The following is a 15,919-nucleotide window of genomic DNA, read 5'->3' as shown; positions in this document are numbered from 1 at the left end:
AACGTAAATAACACATTATGATTACAGTTCAATTATTAGAAAAATATGGCGTAACCAGAAAATCTTTTGACAAAAATGATATCGTTTTTGAAGAAGGAAATCTGCCATTACACTATTATCAGATTATATCTGGCGAAGTGAAAATGAGTAATTATAATGATGACGGACGTGAGTTTATACAAGGAATATTCTATAATGGACAATCTTTTGGAGAACCTCCTTTATTTTTAAACCAAAAATATCCTGCAAATGCGATTGCTGTAGAAAATGCTGAAATTTTTATTCTTCCGAAAGAAAACTTCATGAAGCTTTTGGAAGAAAATCCGAAAGTGAGCATTACAATAATCGAAAATCTTGCACAGCGATTGTATTATAAATCAGTGATGGCGGCTGAAATTTCGACACACGAACCCGAACATCGTGTTTTGAAATTAATAGAACACGGAATCGTCTATTTCAATTTTCAAAAAGACAAAAATGGTTATCTCATTAATTTTACCAGACAACAGATTGGAGATCTGACCGGTTTACGTGTAGAAACGGTAATTAGAGCCATAAAAGCATTAGAAAAAAAAGGAGAATTAAAGATTATTAATCGAAAAGTATACAGATAAAAAAGTTCTCGTTTTATGATTTTAATCATAAAACACATACCGAATGTGGGCGTACATTTGTCATATAAAAATCTGAATATCATGACACTATACCAAACAACATTCGACATTTTCAATAGAAATTATATGGGTTCTGCTGCAATGGCAGTTATTGGGCAAAGCTGTTTAGGAGGCGCTGCTGCAATGTACGTTTTATCAAACGGAACTTCTATTCTGCAAATGATTCAGCTGGCTATTATTGTTTTAGCTTGTATCTTTGTAAACACTTCAATTTTAGCACAAATGAAACATAAAGTGGTTTTTAATCTTTTAATTCTAAGCTCAATTTTAAGTGTATTATTTATTCTTTTAAACACTATTTTTCTGTGAAAAAACAAATAGAAAACAGAGCTGACGTAAATTTTCTAGTTAACCATTTCTATGATAAAATAAGAGCCGATGAAGAAATCGGCTTTTATTTTAATGAAATGATTTCTGATTGGGAAGCGCATCTCGAAAAACTAACAGATTTTTGGGAAACCAATCTGTTTGGTGTTCGCAAATACAAAGGAAATCCGCATGCCGTTCACAATGAAGTTGACGCTCATTTTGACGAAAAAATCACAGCAAACGAATTTGGAATTTGGCTCAATCATTGGTTTCAAACCATTGATGAATATTTTGAAGGCGAAAATGCCGATACCCTAAAAAGACGTGCTAGAAAAATGAGTACTTTTTTATATATGAGTATGTTTAAGCATCGTCAGAAAGAGAGTGAGGTTTAGTTTTTTAAAGGTTCTAAGATGCTGAGATTCTAAGGTGCTAAGGCTTTATAATTTTTAGCAATAGTTTTAAATTGAAATATTATATTAAATTTTATCATTTAAAACTATTTCTGAAACGCATAAACCAACGTAAAATTCTCAATTTCGAGATAATGCACTTCAAAATGTAAAATTAAATCATCAAAATACAGACTCGCCGAAGTCTGTTTTTCGTTTAGAGAAAAATCTTCAACGCGAATGTGATCTTTAAAACTGATTCCTTTTTCGTTTCTAATTTTAAAAATAGCCTCTTTCGCTCCCCAGATTACGGTTAACTTCTTAATATAATCATCGGTAAAATCAGGTTGCAGATAACTGCATTCGTAATCGGTAAATTTATCTGCAATTCTGATGATTTTTTCGCGCTGCAGTTCCATGTCAATTCCTACCGTTTCTTCACTAATAATTATCGCAGCATAATTATATGAATGCGTAATAGAAATATAATTATGACAGTCAAAATACGGTTTTCCGAATTCATCATAATGCAAATCTTTATCGGTAAAACCCATTTCCTGAATCAGCATTCTTACACTTAGAAAAGCACGCTGATGCATTTCAGATTTCATTCCGTCCAATCTTCGCTGGGTCTTTTCTTTTAAAGTTACCTGACTATACAATTCGTCAAAAGATTCTGTAATCTTCCAAATTAAAATTTTAGTGTTTTCGTTGAATTGTATCGTTTGAAATAAAGGCATTTTGAATTGTTTATTATTGTCTTTTTAAACCATATAAGTCATATAAGGAAATATTACTTTGGGTTTAAAAATATGTGTTAAGTAAATTTAAGCATTCTTAATAAATCTGCATAGTTAAGAATCTTTTTTTAAATGAACTTATATCGCTTTATGGTTTAAAACACACAGTCCAGAATCTTTTTTAAATGAACTTATATCACTTATATGGTTAAAAACGATTCTCAAACTAACATTCTAAAGATTAATAAATTAAAGATTTCACAAATCTTACGGAAAGTTACAAAATTAAAAAGGTATTATGTAAATTTGCAAAAAATTATACATATACAAATATAATATAAATGAGTACTACAACTACGCCATATGTGGCTTTCAAAGTAAAAGATATTTCTCTAGCGGCTTGGGGAAGAAAAGAAATTGAACTAGCTGAAGCTGAAATGCCAGGTTTAATGGCACTTCGCGCTGAATATAAAGATGAGCAGCCACTTAAAGGAGCTCGTATCGCTGGATGTCTTCACATGACTATCCAAACTGCTGTTTTGATCGAAACTTTAATTGCTCTTGGTGCTGAGGTTACTTGGTCTTCTTGTAACATTTTCTCTACTCAGGATCAAGCTGCTGCTGCAATTGCTGCTGCTGGAATTTCAGTTTACGCTTGGAAAGGTTTAAATGAAGAAGAATTTGACTGGTGTATTGAGCAAACTTTATTCTTTGGTGAAGACAGAAAACCATTGAACATGATTTTGGATGACGGTGGAGATTTAACAAACATGGTTATCGATCGTTTCCCAGAATTGGTTCCTGGAATTAAAGGTCTTTCTGAAGAAACTACAACTGGTGTTCACAGACTTTACGAAAGAGTAAAAGCGGGAACTCTTCCAATGCCTGCAATCAACATTAACGATTCTGTTACTAAATCTAAATTTGATAACAAATACGGATGTAAAGAATCTGCTGTAGACGCAATTCGTCGTGCAACTGACTTAATGTTAGCTGGAAAAAGAGTTATTGTTTGCGGATACGGTGACGTAGGAAAAGGAACTGCCGCTTCTTTTAGAGGTGCTGGTTCTATCGTAACAGTTACTGAAATCGATCCAATCTGTGCTTTACAAGCTGCAATGGACGGTTACGAAGTTAAAAAATTAGATACTGTAATTGCTAATGCTGATATCATCATTACAACTACAGGAAATAAAGATATCGTTGTGGGAAGCCACTTCGAAAAAATGAAAGACAAAACTGTTGTTTGTAACATCGGACACTTTGATAACGAAATCGACATGGCTTGGTTAAACAAAAACCACGGTGCTTCTAAAATCGAAATCAAACCTCAAGTTGACAAATATACTATCGCTGGAAAAGATATCATTATCTTGGCAGAAGGTCGTTTAGTAAACCTTGGTTGTGCTACAGGTCACCCAAGTTTCGTAATGAGTAACTCATTTACAAACCAGACTTTGGCTCAAATCGAATTATGGAATAACAGCGCAGCTTACAAAAACGAAGTTTACATGTTACCAAAACATTTAGATGAAAAAGTTGCTGCTTTACACTTAGCAAAATTAGGCGTTGAATTGGAAACTTTACGTGAAGATCAAGCTGCTTATATTGGCGTTGAAGTTCAAGGTCCATTCAAACCAGAATACTACAGATATTAATAGATTTAAGATTGTAGATTTCTGATTTTTAGAAATATATCTTAAACCCGACAAGTTTTAAAAACTTGTCGGGTTTTGTTTTGTATACAAATGGTATCTAATAAAGATTTCTTTCAAAAAATTGCACGTTTATAAATATCTCCATACTTTTAATTACCCCAAAAAAATAAGCCTCTAATTTTCAACGACATAACCACTATACTTTGAAAAAAATATCTTATTTATTCGTTTTCTTCTTTTTACTAAGTCTTCCGCATATAATTTTTTCTCAGGAAAAAAAGCCCAAAGTCGTACTAGTATTAAGTGGTGGCGGCGCAAAAGGAATTGCACACATTCCGCTTTTACAAAAATTGGATTCACTACATATTGTTCCCGATCTTATTGTTGGAAATAGTATGGGAAGTATTATTGGCGGTCTATACGCAATGGGATATTCTGGTGATAGTATCGAGAAAATTACCAAAAATATTTATTGGGACAAACTTTTGGGCGGAGGTCAATCCTTACGATCTGTAAGTGTAGAAGAAAAAAGAGAATTTCAAAGATATTTAGTCGGAATAGGTGTTAAAGACGGAAAACTGAACAGTATTGGTTCCCTTTTAAATGATCAAAATCTAAGAGAATATCTTTCCGAATTAACCTTCCCTGTTTATAATGTAAAAGATTTTGACAGCCTTCCAATACCTTTTAGAGCCATGGCCACAGACTTAGTAGAGGGAAAAGAGGTAATTTTAAGCAAAGGAAATTTAGCTTATGCAATGAGAGCCAGTATGTCACTGCCTGCTATTTTCAAGCCAATGCCTTACGGAAAATCAATATTGGTAGACGGTGGAGTGTTAAATAATTTCCCGACTGATGTTGCCAAACAAATGGGAGCCGACATTATCATTGGAAGTGACGTAGGAGGCGGAATGGAACCTTTGGACAAACTGAATAACATTATGACAGTGTTAATGCAAACCAGTATGTTTCCGAGTAATATTAAAAATCCTGCAAACCGCGATCTTTGTAATATATTAGTAGATCATTTCCCCAATTTAAGATTCTCAACCGCTGATTTTGCAAAAAGCAATGAAATCTACAAAGACGGTAAAATAGCCACAAATCAAAATCTTCCGGCTTTAATCTCTTTAGCCGAAAAGCTAAAAGGATTTCCGCAACGAACTCACGCATTACCCCAAATGCCTAAAGAATTTGTATTTGACACCATAATTTATAAAAAAATAAGTCCAGAAAACATGCCTTTGGTTGTAGGAAGAACAAATCTTAAAACACATGTAAAATACACCACCAAAGATTTAATAGCAGGAATTAACCGTGCTATGGGTACTAATCTATTTGAAGAGATTACGTACAGCTATTTCATAGAAGATAAAGACAAACTCGGAATCAACTTATTTGGATTTGAACGCGCCAAAAACCAGCTTAGTACTTCTGTACATTACGACACTTACAGAGGAGTCGGCATCATTTTTAATTATACAGGAAGAAACATTCTCGCAGATGCTTCACGCCTTCTCATAACTGCCGATATCGCAGAACAGCCAAAAGTGAGAATCAATTATCAGAAAAACTTTGGAGGACGCAGAGAATGGTGGTGGGCAACAGAAGGTTACGGAGCTTTTCTAAAACAAGAAATTTACATCAATGGTAAAGCATCAGACAATATACTTTACAATACTCTTGAATTCAATAACGAAGTAAACAGGAATTTAAACTCTCTGAAAAGCTATGTCGGTTTTGGGTTAAACTACAGCTACACCAATCTAAAACCAAAATATGACCGAGAATATAATCCCAACTCCCTTTCAATAAACAACTACAGTTTTAACAATATCGAATTTAATTTGCACTATTCCTACAATGATATGGATAATGTTTTCTTTGCTACAGAAGGAACCATTATAAATTCAAATCTAGCGCGATCATTCCTTACCGATATCGAAACCTCGTTTTCTGATCCTGATTTAACCAACATTTCCGGTTCAACAAACGGTTACACCAAGTTTGGTTTTACTTTTGAAAAGAGATTACCTATAAAAAAGAAAATTACAGGAATCGTAGGGTTTGATTCTTATTTTATTTTTCAGGATAAACTCAAAGAAGATGATATTCCATTTTCAGGATTTGGTTATGCTGCAAAATATTTCATAGGCGGCATTATACCAAGCTCTGGCAGTAATCGTTTTTCATTTCCTGGCCTTCACGAAGACGAACTCAATGTCACACAATACATGGGCGTTAAACTCGCGTCTCAAATCAATATTACAGGAAAAATTTATCTGACACCTCATTTTAAAATTGCAACGGTTGGCTTTGACACTTTTAACGAATATCTGGATCATGCCTTTAATCCAAAAGGAAAATGGGACGAAAACATGGACACTAGTCTTGTATTATCAGGCGGAGCTTCAATCTCTTATCAATCCATCTTAGGCCCAATCATTTTTGATACATCGTGGATTAATAATATCGAAAAGGTAAGATTGTTTTTTAGTGTCGGATTATCGTTTAATCCATAAAGATCATTTTTAAAAATCCAAAATTTCAAAACCCAAATTCCAAAATCTAAAATCTAAAATCTAAAATCTAAAATCTAAAATTAATCAGGGCGTGCCCCCAATCTGATAAGTGGGCAAAATACCTTAAGATTATTCGCCCACTTATCAGATCGGGGTCGGGCTATCCGGGCTACTTCGGTAGCTTCCTCCTATCCCTCACGCATACGTATTTTCGAGAACGCTTTAATTTAACAAGACATTTACAGGTTTTTTACTTTATAACTTTAAATTTGGAGTAGAAGCTTTTTAAAACTCAAAAAATGATTGAAGAAATTATATGTGATATTCACGGCTCAAAAGAAATGTCTTTCTCCTGCATTCATATCGCAACAGCAATAAATACAAAAACTCAAGTTGGATTTTTCTATTCTGAAGCCGAAGAAGATCTTCCCCAAATTGCCTGGTGCAGTTCGTGCGAACAATATCTTTTAGATAATGGCGAAGAATGGACCGAAGCATTTCAACGCTTAGCCGATTTTAAAATGCTTTGCGCCGATTGTTTTGATGAAGCAAAAAATAATGAATTAGAGAGCCATATCAGATAAAACACCATTTTATGAAAAAGTCTGTAATACTTACTATCCTTATTATTCTAAATTTTTCTGCCTTTGCTCAAAGCAATGACATCTGGACTTCTTTTTATAACAAAGACACCACCCTCACTGGTTTTAAAGACAAAAATGGAACAATAAAAATAGAACCAAAATTTACAGGTTTTACAATTGCTCGAAAATTCGAAAATATCATTGCGGTTTCTGAAGAAGAAAACGGAAAATGGAAAAGCTATTATCTAACCAAACAAGGAAAAATAATTGGCCGTGACAGTTTGTATGTTTTTGACAATGGTCCTGATTGTGAAAATGAAGGTTTCATTAGATTCACAGATCGCAAAACAGATAAAATGGGAATTTTTAACAGCGAAGGAAAAATTATAATTCCAGCTCATTACAGTGTTGTATCAAAAGTTCATAATGGAATTATTGCAGTTTTAAAAGATGCCGAAAAAAAACAAGATGGAGAACATTATTTCTGGACAGGCGGAAAAGAATATCTTATAGATATCCATAATCAAATCTTGATTGAAAACTTCAAAGACAGTAACGATCTCAATTTTTATTCGTTAGAAAAATCAAAAGAACCAAGCAAAAACGCAATAAGAGACAATTTTCTAGGCATTGACGGATTCTATTATTCATTTATTAATTATGATAAAGAATTTAAAAATTGGCTAAAAAACACTTTCCTTACTGATTTATCCAAAGCCAGTTTAGAAAAATATTCTTTCGATAAAATCACGTATTGGAAAGAGCCCGACGGCTGGATTAGCAAATCTAAGTCTAAATTTATTGAGCAGAATTATACTCTTTTAAAACTAAAATTGCAGCAGTTAAATTCTAAAAAGACAGATTACTTTATTTCTTCTGATGGATTAAATCAATTCATTTACGAATCTGAGGAATACGATATTTATTTCAACAATTGCAATGAATCAAAAGATTGGCAATATCCAACTATGGATATTGTAATTAACTCAAAAAACAAAACCGATTTCGGGCAAGATCACTTTGAATTTTTGCGAACAGAAAACGGTTATAAACTAATTAGTGTTTCGCTTAAAAAAGAAGTTCTTAAATAAGATTCTACATTAAAGTTTAACTTTGTAAAAAAGTAAACTATGAAGAATTTTCTATTTTTATTCTTGGCGATAGTATTCGAAATCATCGCAACTTCTGCATTAAAAAAATCAGAAGAATTTACCAAACTGCTTCCGAGTATTATTACCATAATTGGATATTGCGGTGCTTTTTATTGTTTGAGTTTTGCTATCAGAACCATTCCTGTTGGGTTTGCTTATGCAATTTGGTCTGGTGTTGGGATAGTTTTAATAACGATTATTGGAGCTGTTTTCTTCAAAGAAATTCCAGATTTACCCGCCATTATTGGTTTAGCATTAATCGTAATTGGCGTGATTGTAATTAATGTTTTTTCTAAAACTGTGGCGCATTAGATCATTTCGTTGCGGTATGATACTATCAAATGATACTATCACGAACGACATAACACTATAAATCAATATTTTAATGATTTTCAAAAAAGCTACAATTTCAGACCTTGAAGAAATGCAACAATTGTATCTCCAAACCATTCAATCTGTTTGTAAAAACGATTATAATGAAGAACAAAGAAATGTTTGGAGTTCAAGCGTAAATAATAAAGAGCGCTGGATTGATGTAATTCAAAATCAATTTGTTTTATTAGCAATAATAGAAAATCAAATTGCAGGTTTCGGAACTTTAAAAGACGGAAATTATATAGATTTCTTCTACATTCACAAAGATTTTCAACGACAAGGAATTGCAGATAAAATCCTAGCCGAATTAGAACTAGAAGCCAGAAAACATAACTCAAAAATTTTAACTTCTGATATCAGCATCACTGCAAAACCATTCTTCGAAAAGAAAGGATTCGTTGCCAAAGCTAAACAAAAAAATATTCGCGAAAACGTTGAATTGATTAATTATAAAATGGAAAAGGAGTTATGATTTTTTTTTAATGCCTCAAAGGCGCAAAGGCACTAAGTTTTTTTAGGTATTACAAAGATTAAAATTAAATCTTCGTGCCTTCGCGCCTTTGTGGCAAAAGAACAGCAAGTTTCGGATTTTATACCTTCTAAATCCAATCGATATTTGTATTATAAAATGGAATGAAGATGAACACACAAGAAACCATCAATTATAATCGTATCGCCGAAGCTATAGATTATATCAAAGCAAATTTTAAAGACCAGCCTAATCTTGATGAAGTGGCCGAAAAAGTACATTTGAGTCCGTTTCACTTTCAAAGGCTTTTTAGCGAATGGGCAGGAACAAGTCCGAAGAAATTTTTACAATATACCAGTATCGAACACGCCAAAAAATTACTGAAAGAAAATCAGGCAACTATTTCTGAAACTGCTTTCGAAACTGGGCTTTCAGGAACAAGCCGTCTTCATGATTTGTTTGTAAATATCGAAGGAATGACTCCAGCCGAATACAAAAACGGCGGAAAAAACCTTTTCATCAATTACAGTTTTGCCGAAAGTCCGTTTGGAAATATCATTGTGGCTTCTACCCAAAAAGGCGTTTGTTTTATGGCTTTCGCCGAAAATGAAACAATCGGATTTATTGCATTGAAAGATAAATTTCCGAATGCTCAATTTTCTAAAAAACTGGATTTAGCACAGCAAAATGCACTTTTTATTTTCCAGAACGACTGGAGCAAATTATCCGAAATTAAACTCCATTTAAAAGGAACCGATTTTCAATTGAAAGTTTGGGAAGCTTTGTTAAAGATCCCAATGGGACAGCTTTCTACTTACGGTTCTATTGCACATCAAATTCAGAAACCAAATGCATCTAGAGCAGTTGGAACAGCGATTGGCAGTAATCCTGTTGCGTTTTTGATTCCGTGTCATCGCGTGATTCAGTCTTCTGGAATATTTGGCGGTTACATGTGGGGAAATACCAGAAAAACAGCCATTATTGGCTGGGAGGGCGCGCAGATAAATCTTTAATTTTTTTGGCCACGACTCGAGCGATAGCGAACAGGCGAAGCAATTCACGAATTATTTTTAAAATCTTTGAAATTATTTTTTCGAATTAATTCGAATAATATCAGGTAACGCATTTAAAAATAAAATTCGTGAATTCGTGGCGAAAAAAAAATCTCAACCTAAAAACTTCTTATGCAAAATATACAATCCAAAATTGCATCCCAAAACTGGGAAAACATCACCGAATCTATGCACGAAAATGGTTTTGCCATTATTCCAAATATTCTTGATAACGAGCAATGTGAAGATTTAAAATTTGATTATGACAATCCAAATTTATATCGTAAAACAGTCGTAATGGAACGCTATCGATTTGGTTTGGGCGAATACAAATATTTCAATTATCCGCTTCCTGATTTAATTCAGGAAATTCGAACTTCGATTTATCCAAAATTGGCTCCAATTGCCAATGCGTGGATGAAAGCCTTAAATATTAATACTTTATTTCCAGAAACTCATTCTGAATTATTACAGCAATGTCATGAAAATGATCAATTAAAAGCAACCGTTTTAATTCTAAAATATGGAAAAAGCGGATTTAATACTTTGCATCAGGATTTGTATGGAGATGTTTATTTTCCAATTCAGATTGTCTTATTTCTAAATGAACCTGACGAAGATTTTACTGGCGGCGAATTTGTTTTGACACAGCAGACGCCCAGAGCGCAATCTAAAGCGATTGTTTTGAAGCCTAAAAAAGGTGATGTTTTAGTTTTTACGACTAATTTCAGACCTGTAAAAGGAACAAAAGGTTATTATAGAGTAAATATGAAACATGGCGTAAGCGAAGTTCATTCTGGTGAAAGATTTACGCTCGGGATTATTTTTCATGATGCCCTTAGTTAGTTTTTTTGCCACAGATTTCACAGATTAAATAGATTTTTTCGCCACGAATTCACGAATTTTCATTAAAATCTTTGCGATTATTTATTCGGATTAATTCGAATAATATTAGATAACGTATATAAAAGAAATTCGTGAATTCGTGGCGAAAAAACTGCAAACGTTAGACGCACTGCAGTGCGTCTCTACAATTCAAAACTTATATTTTATGTTTAATCACAATAAAATTTCAGATTCTGAACTACGAAATAAAATTAAAAATGGCGAAATTTGCTTTGGTGGCAATCAAAAGCTAAAAATTTACGGAACGCTGAAATGTTCTTCGGGAAAAAGAATGAAACGCGAAAATCGGGTTTTCTTTTTATCTGAAAATGAAGCCAAACAAAACGGTTTTAGGCCTTGCGGACATTGTATGAAAACCGAATATTTAAAATGGAAAAATGGACTTATTTAATCCCCAAACAGACGAAACTACAAACTTGCTTCCAAAAGATGGAACGGTAAATTATTACGGAAAAGTTTTCTCTAGAAATGAAGCCGATTTTTATCGTGAAAATCTTTTAAATACAATTGATTGGAAAAATGACGAAGCTGTTATTTTTGGAAAATTAATTTTAACCAAAAGAAAAGTGGCTTGGTATGGCGATCAAGAATTTGAATATACATATTCGAATACCACAAAAAAAGCGCTCCCCTGGACAAAGGAACTTTTGGATTTAAAAAAAGCAATTGAAGAAAAAACAGGAGAAACTTTTAATTCCTGCCTTTTAAATTTATATCATTCCGGAGAAGAAGGAATGGCGTGGCACAGCGATGCCGAAAAAGATCTGAAGAAAAACGGGGCAATCGGCTCAGTAAGTTTTGGTGCCGAACGTAAATTTGCTTTCAAACATAAAGAATCTAAAGAAACGGTTTCTTTAATCTTAGAACACGGAAGTTTATTGGTTATGAAAGATGAAACGCAAACGCATTGGCTACACAGACTTCCAACAACAAAAAGCACTCAAAAACCTAGAGTAAATTTGACTTTTAGAACTATTGTTCGATAAAATAAAAAATATTTTCACCGTTAAGAGATTCAGAAAATTAAAAAGAAATCTAAAGTATAATTCTTAATTCTTAATTCTTAATTCTTAATTCTTAATTCTTAATTCTTAATTCAATACTTATTTATTTTTTTGTGGCAACATTTTCATACGAACGTATCAAAGCATCTTCAAACATTTCGGGTCTAACTCTTAAAAGTTCGACAATTGTCCAGCCTTGTTTTCCCCATTTGTTTGGAACTTCATAAAAAATCTTTTCGCTTGACGCACAAAAAACCGACTGATCTATTTCGTTTAATTTTATAACGGCGTGATTGTTTTTTTTGTCAAAAGTGGCAAAAATTTTCTTTTTGATTCGAAAAGAAGTTTTCTCAAAATGAGGTTCTTCGGTTGCATCTGGAAATGACATTGCTAATTTTCTAAATTCTTCTATTGAAACCATAATCAGCATTTTTAAGATTAAAAATTTGCTTTTTACCAGCCTTGATTCAGTCCATTTTTAAGAACCTCATCGTATTTTTCTTTATCAAAAGAATATAAATTTGGAGCTTTATGGGCTACGTTGCTTTTCTTTTCGTCGAGTTTTGTCAAGATTCCGATATTGGTAATTTTTCTAAGAAAGTTTCGTCTATCCAGTTTTTTATCCAAAATGGTTTCATATAACTTTTGCAGTTCTGGAATCGTAAATTTCTCTGGCAATAAATTGTAACCAATTGGCATTAAGTTTAATTCTATTCGCAAAGTGGCTAAAGCTTTATCCAAAATTTCTCTATGATCTAAGATTAATTCTGGAACTTCTTTATGATCAATCCATTCTACTATTTCATGTCTACCACTTGGATTTGGGAGAATTTTAGAAAAATCGACCAACGCATAATATCCAATGGTAACAAAACGACGTAGGAGCCACTTTCCTTTTTCTTCTTCGATTTGCAGATATTCTAATATTTTTTTATCAAAATGCTGATGGTTTCGATTTACTTTCCCAAACGTTGCAAATTGCCTTAAAAATACTCCGTCAACGCCTGTTCTGCTGCTTAAAACCGTGATTGCGGCTGTATCAATATCCTGATCAACAGGAATAAATCCGCCGGGTAAAGACCATTTATTTGCACGTTCTACTTTAATTAATAAAACTTTTAACTGGTTATCATGAAAACCAAAAATAACACAGTCTATAGAAAGTCCTGGCTGGTAGTTTTCGTTATTATCTACAATGTCTTTTAACATTAGCTTTTATTAAACCTATTTTTAATAACCCTGCAATTTACTTCATTTTTATAAAACTGAAATATTTTTTGCAAAACAAAGGGATGATTTTTCATTCGAAAGAGAAGTGTTAGAACTACAATTTTAACGAAAATTTAAAATCAAATATAAAAAAAATAAGTACATTGCGTCATAATAACACATTATTGATTTTAGTTTTTAAAATCCAAATAAATAAAAGAAAAATAATACAAGCTGTTTCCATTTTTCTCAAAGTGAGTGTAGAAATTTAAATACAGAAGCTATGACTGCTAATTCTTTAAAAAACATCAATAAAAAAATCAGGACCTCGATATGGTCGTCTTTTGGTTTTGTTTCGAAAACCTATCTTTTGGAAGCATCTCTGAAATATAGTGAAGAACAGGAACGAATTTTCAACGAAATGATTGTTGAAACTGATGTAAAAGATAAGAAAGCGAAGAGAGAAGCTTATGAGAAAGCTTTGTACGCATCTTATAAGGGAATTGGCGCAATGGATTTTATAAATACCGTTTTAAAGTAAGTCCTTTACACATTTATATAATTTATAATGCCGCCTCACTTCGGTGAGGTTTTTTTATTAAAAAAAAAGCGGGATCTTCTTAAAGACCCCGCTTTTTTTTAATCTGCTAACTCAAAATCAGATCTTAATTTAATATCTGCTGATGAAGCTCCGATCATCACTTCAAAATCTCCTGGTTCTGGCCCCCATTCTAATTTATTGTTGTAGAAAGAAAGCTTTTCTTTGTCAATTGTAAATTCGATTGTTTTAGATTCTCCAGCGTTTAATTTCACTTTTTGGAAATCTTTTAATTCTAAAACTGGACGAACTACAGATCCAAATTTGTCTTTTAAATATAACTGAACAACTTCTTCTCCATCCATTTTTCCGCTGTTTTTCAATTGGAAAGAAACTTTGATAGTTTCATTGCTTTTGATTTTGGTTGAAGATAATTTCAAGCCAGAATAATCAAATGTTGTGTAGCTTAGACCATATCCAAAAGGAAATTTTGGAGAGTTTTTCAAATCGATATAAGCTGATACGTAGTTTGTAGCATTTTCATCTTTAGCAGGTCTTCCTGTGCTAAAGTGATTGTAATAAATTGGCACTTGCCCCACTTCTCTAGGAAAAGTCATAGGCAGTTTTCCAGACGGATTATAATCTCCAAATAATACATTTGCAATTGCGTTTCCAGCTTCAGTACCTAACCACCATGTGTATAAAATTGCAGGAACATTATCTGCAGTCCAGTTAAAAACCAAAGGTCTTCCTGCATTTATTAAAACTACAACTGGTTTTCCTGTTGCCATAACTGCTTTTACTAAATCTTCCTGAACACCTGGCAAATGCAGATCGCTTCGGCTTTTTGCCTCACCGCTCATATCGCGTCTTTCACCAATACTCAAAATGACAACATCTGCTTGTTTTGCCGTTTCAACAGCTTCTGCAAAACCATCTTTGTTTGTTCCTTCAATTTCGCATCCTTTTGCATACAGTAATTTTGTGTTTTTGCCTACTTTATTTTGCAAACCGTCCCATTGCGAAACAATCCATTTGTTGTAATCGACTTCTGGAAGTTCAACTGCCCAGAATCCCATATTTTCTTTGTACTCTTTTACCATCGGTCCGATAAAAGCAATTGTTTTGGCATTTTTAGAAATTGGTAAAGTCTGGTTTTCATTCTTTAATAAAACAATACTTTTCTCTGCCATTTCACGTGCAGCTTTTCTATGTTCTGGATTGTTTAACGCTTTCTCTTCGCGTTTTGCATCAGAATATCTATATGGATCATCAAATAATCCCATTTCGAATTTCTTGCGAAGAATACGTCTAACGGCATCATCAACTAAATCAATAGAAACTCTTCCTTCTTTTACCAATTGCGCTAAGTTTCCTCTGTAAGCATTACTTTCCATATCCATGTCGCTTCCTGCTATAATGGCAGAATAAGCGGCTTCTTTAAGGTCTTTAGAATAACCATGCGCTACCATTTCGCCGATTGAACCCCAATCTGAAACTACGAATCCTTGAAAATTCCATTTTCCTTTTAAGATATCTCTTTGTAAATGTGCATTTCCAGTTGCTGGAATTCCGTTAATATCATTAAATGAATTCATGAATGTTGCTGCACCAGCGTCCAAAGCTGCTTTAAATGGAGGTAAATACGTTTCTAAAAGCATTCTTTCGCTCATATCGACCGAGTTGTAATCTCTTCCACCAACTGCCGCTCCATACGCAGCGAAGTGTTTTACGCAAGCCATTACAGAGTTTAAATCTCCTAATTTATTTCCTTGAAAACCTTTTACTCTTGCATAAGCAATTTTAGAACCTAAATAAGTATCTTCTCCTGCACCTTCCATTACACGTCCCCAACGCGGATCACGCCCAATATCAACCATTGGCGCAAATGTCCAGTGAATTCCACTAGCTGCAGCTTCTACCGCAGCGACTCTTGCTCCCAATTCGATAGCTTCTAAGTCCCAACTTGCTGCTTCCGCTAAAGGAAGAGGAAACGTAGTTTTGTATCCGTGAATTACATCCTGACCAAACAACAACGGAATTTTAAGTCTTGACTGCATCGCCAATTCTTGATATCCTCTTGTATACTTTGTTCCGATAACATTCAGCATCGAACCAATTAAACCTTGTTTTATTTCGGCTTGTTTGTTCGGGTTGATTGTAATTGGACCAGTTGCCTGATTGTCGCCAGTATACTGATTTAACTGACCAATTTTCTCTTCGATCGTCATTTTTTTCAATAGATCATTCACTTTTTGATCTATCGACTGCTGTTGTGCCGACGCAAAAAGCGAGAGCATAAACAGCGTAATTGTGGTTACTTTTTTCATTCTTTA

General features: G+C 33.5%; 18 protein-coding genes. 14 read left to right on the top strand and 4 right to left on the bottom strand.

Annotated features, from left to right (window positions below; all coding sequences use genetic code 11):
• Positions 1-17: 17 nt before the first annotated feature.
• From EG814_RS12190 to EG814_RS12180, 3 genes are all read left to right on the top strand, one after another.
• Complete coding sequence (locus tag EG814_RS12190; RefSeq protein WP_125722222.1) at positions 18-614, top strand: Crp/Fnr family transcriptional regulator; 597 nt, start codon at positions 18-20, stop codon at positions 612-614.
• An 81-nt stretch (positions 615-695) separates the two neighbouring features.
• A complete protein-coding gene (locus EG814_RS12185; protein WP_125722221.1) occupies positions 696-983 on the top strand; it encodes a hypothetical protein in 288 nt (95 codons plus the stop codon).
• Positions 980-1,378 (top strand): group III truncated hemoglobin, encoded by a 399-nt coding sequence (locus EG814_RS12180; protein WP_125722220.1) that lies wholly within the window; start codon positions 980-982, stop codon positions 1,376-1,378. Before EG814_RS12185 ends, EG814_RS12180 begins: the two co-directional genes overlap by 4 nt.
• 104 nt (positions 1,379-1,482) lie before the next feature.
• Here EG814_RS12180 and EG814_RS12175 read toward each other — a convergent pair whose 3' ends face one another.
• The gene (locus EG814_RS12175; protein ID WP_125722219.1) at positions 1,483-2,115 is read right to left on the bottom strand and encodes a 4'-phosphopantetheinyl transferase family protein; all 633 of its coding nucleotides are present in this window, start codon (positions 2,113-2,115) and stop codon (positions 1,483-1,485) included.
• A gap of 341 nt (positions 2,116-2,456) precedes the next feature.
• Between EG814_RS12175 and ahcY the strand changes: the two genes are divergently transcribed.
• From ahcY to EG814_RS12125, 10 genes are all read left to right on the top strand, one after another.
• Positions 2,457-3,773: an adenosylhomocysteinase gene (ahcY, locus tag EG814_RS12170; protein ID WP_125722218.1), complete on the top strand. Its 1,317-nt coding sequence runs from the start codon at positions 2,457-2,459 to the stop codon at positions 3,771-3,773.
• Positions 3,774-3,976: 203 nt separating this feature from the next.
• Positions 3,977-6,295: a patatin-like phospholipase family protein gene (locus EG814_RS12165; protein ID WP_125722217.1), complete on the top strand. Its 2,319-nt coding sequence runs from the start codon at positions 3,977-3,979 to the stop codon at positions 6,293-6,295.
• Positions 6,296-6,594: 299 nt separating this feature from the next.
• A complete protein-coding gene (locus EG814_RS12160) occupies positions 6,595-6,879 on the top strand; it encodes a hypothetical protein (RefSeq protein WP_125722216.1) in 285 nt (94 codons plus the stop codon).
• Positions 6,880-6,890: 11 nt separating this feature from the next.
• Complete coding sequence (locus EG814_RS12155) at positions 6,891-7,970, top strand: WG repeat-containing protein (protein ID WP_125722215.1); 1,080 nt, start codon at positions 6,891-6,893, stop codon at positions 7,968-7,970.
• Between the two features lie 39 nt (positions 7,971-8,009).
• Complete coding sequence (locus EG814_RS12150; protein WP_125722214.1) at positions 8,010-8,342, top strand: DMT family transporter; 333 nt, start codon at positions 8,010-8,012, stop codon at positions 8,340-8,342.
• Positions 8,343-8,415: 73 nt separating this feature from the next.
• Positions 8,416-8,877 (top strand): GNAT family N-acetyltransferase, encoded by a 462-nt coding sequence (locus EG814_RS12145; protein ID WP_125722213.1) that lies wholly within the window; start codon positions 8,416-8,418, stop codon positions 8,875-8,877.
• A 167-nt stretch (positions 8,878-9,044) separates the two neighbouring features.
• Positions 9,045-9,887, top strand: a complete 843-nt coding sequence (locus EG814_RS12140; RefSeq protein ID WP_125722212.1) for a bifunctional helix-turn-helix domain-containing protein/methylated-DNA--[protein]-cysteine S-methyltransferase — start codon at positions 9,045-9,047, stop codon at positions 9,885-9,887.
• Between the two features lie 171 nt (positions 9,888-10,058).
• Positions 10,059-10,772, top strand: a complete 714-nt coding sequence (locus EG814_RS12135; protein ID WP_125722211.1) for a 2OG-Fe(II) oxygenase — start codon at positions 10,059-10,061, stop codon at positions 10,770-10,772.
• 205 nt (positions 10,773-10,977) lie between these two features.
• Positions 10,978-11,223: an Ada metal-binding domain-containing protein gene (locus EG814_RS12130; RefSeq protein ID WP_125722210.1), complete on the top strand. Its 246-nt coding sequence runs from the start codon at positions 10,978-10,980 to the stop codon at positions 11,221-11,223.
• A complete protein-coding gene (locus EG814_RS12125) occupies positions 11,210-11,818 on the top strand; it encodes an alpha-ketoglutarate-dependent dioxygenase AlkB family protein (RefSeq protein WP_125722209.1) in 609 nt (202 codons plus the stop codon). The genes EG814_RS12130 and EG814_RS12125 overlap by 14 nt, the downstream gene beginning before the upstream one ends.
• Before the next feature lie 121 nt (positions 11,819-11,939).
• Here EG814_RS12125 and EG814_RS12120 read toward each other — a convergent pair whose 3' ends face one another.
• Together EG814_RS12120 and EG814_RS12115 are read right to left on the bottom strand one after the other, a co-directional pair.
• Positions 11,940-12,257, bottom strand: a complete 318-nt coding sequence (locus tag EG814_RS12120; RefSeq protein WP_125722208.1) for an MmcQ/YjbR family DNA-binding protein — start codon at positions 12,255-12,257, stop codon at positions 11,940-11,942.
• 32 nt (positions 12,258-12,289) lie between these two features.
• The gene (locus tag EG814_RS12115; protein WP_125722207.1) at positions 12,290-13,045 is read right to left on the bottom strand and encodes an NUDIX hydrolase; all 756 of its coding nucleotides are present in this window, start codon (positions 13,043-13,045) and stop codon (positions 12,290-12,292) included.
• Positions 13,046-13,328: 283 nt separating this feature from the next.
• Here EG814_RS12115 and EG814_RS12110 point away from each other — a divergent pair, with 283 nt between their 5' ends.
• Positions 13,329-13,586, top strand: coding sequence for a hypothetical protein (locus EG814_RS12110; protein ID WP_125722206.1), 258 nt, complete (start codon positions 13,329-13,331; stop codon positions 13,584-13,586).
• A gap of 98 nt (positions 13,587-13,684) precedes the next feature.
• On the opposite strand, the gene bglX is transcribed toward EG814_RS12110, so the two are convergent.
• Complete coding sequence (gene bglX, locus EG814_RS12105) at positions 13,685-15,913, bottom strand: beta-glucosidase BglX (protein ID WP_125722205.1); 2,229 nt, start codon at positions 15,911-15,913, stop codon at positions 13,685-13,687.
• Positions 15,914-15,919 lie beyond the last annotated feature (6 nt).

This window comes from Flavobacterium ustbae, assembly GCF_003946915.1.
Lineage (GTDB): Bacteria > Bacteroidota > Bacteroidia > Flavobacteriales > Flavobacteriaceae > Flavobacterium > Flavobacterium ustbae.
This window is presented reverse-complemented; position numbering and strand designations above follow the sequence as displayed.

Coding starts and splice junctions, on each gene's coding strand:
- EG814_RS12125 (WP_125722209.1), top strand. CDS start 11,210: ATGGACTTATTTAATCCCCAAACAGACGAAACTACAAACTTGCTTCCA.
- EG814_RS12155 (WP_125722215.1), top strand. CDS start 6,891: ATGAAAAAGTCTGTAATACTTACTATCCTTATTATTCTAAATTTTTCT.
- EG814_RS12160 (WP_125722216.1), top strand. CDS start 6,595: ATGATTGAAGAAATTATATGTGATATTCACGGCTCAAAAGAAATGTCT.
- EG814_RS12190 (WP_125722222.1), top strand. CDS start 18: ATGATTACAGTTCAATTATTAGAAAAATATGGCGTAACCAGAAAATCT.
- ahcY (WP_125722218.1), top strand. CDS start 2,457: ATGAGTACTACAACTACGCCATATGTGGCTTTCAAAGTAAAAGATATT.
- EG814_RS12140 (WP_125722212.1), top strand. CDS start 9,045: ATGAACACACAAGAAACCATCAATTATAATCGTATCGCCGAAGCTATA.
- EG814_RS12150 (WP_125722214.1), top strand. CDS start 8,010: ATGAAGAATTTTCTATTTTTATTCTTGGCGATAGTATTCGAAATCATC.
- bglX (WP_125722205.1), bottom strand. CDS start 15,913: ATGAAAAAAGTAACCACAATTACGCTGTTTATGCTCTCGCTTTTTGCG.
- EG814_RS12130 (WP_125722210.1), top strand. CDS start 10,978: ATGTTTAATCACAATAAAATTTCAGATTCTGAACTACGAAATAAAATT.
- EG814_RS12135 (WP_125722211.1), top strand. CDS start 10,059: ATGCAAAATATACAATCCAAAATTGCATCCCAAAACTGGGAAAACATC.
- EG814_RS12115 (WP_125722207.1), bottom strand. CDS start 13,045: ATGTTAAAAGACATTGTAGATAATAACGAAAACTACCAGCCAGGACTT.
- EG814_RS12145 (WP_125722213.1), top strand. CDS start 8,416: ATGATTTTCAAAAAAGCTACAATTTCAGACCTTGAAGAAATGCAACAA.
- EG814_RS12175 (WP_125722219.1), bottom strand. CDS start 2,115: ATGCCTTTATTTCAAACGATACAATTCAACGAAAACACTAAAATTTTA.
- EG814_RS12120 (WP_125722208.1), bottom strand. CDS start 12,257: ATGGTTTCAATAGAAGAATTTAGAAAATTAGCAATGTCATTTCCAGAT.
- EG814_RS12110 (WP_125722206.1), top strand. CDS start 13,329: ATGACTGCTAATTCTTTAAAAAACATCAATAAAAAAATCAGGACCTCG.
- EG814_RS12185 (WP_125722221.1), top strand. CDS start 696: ATGACACTATACCAAACAACATTCGACATTTTCAATAGAAATTATATG.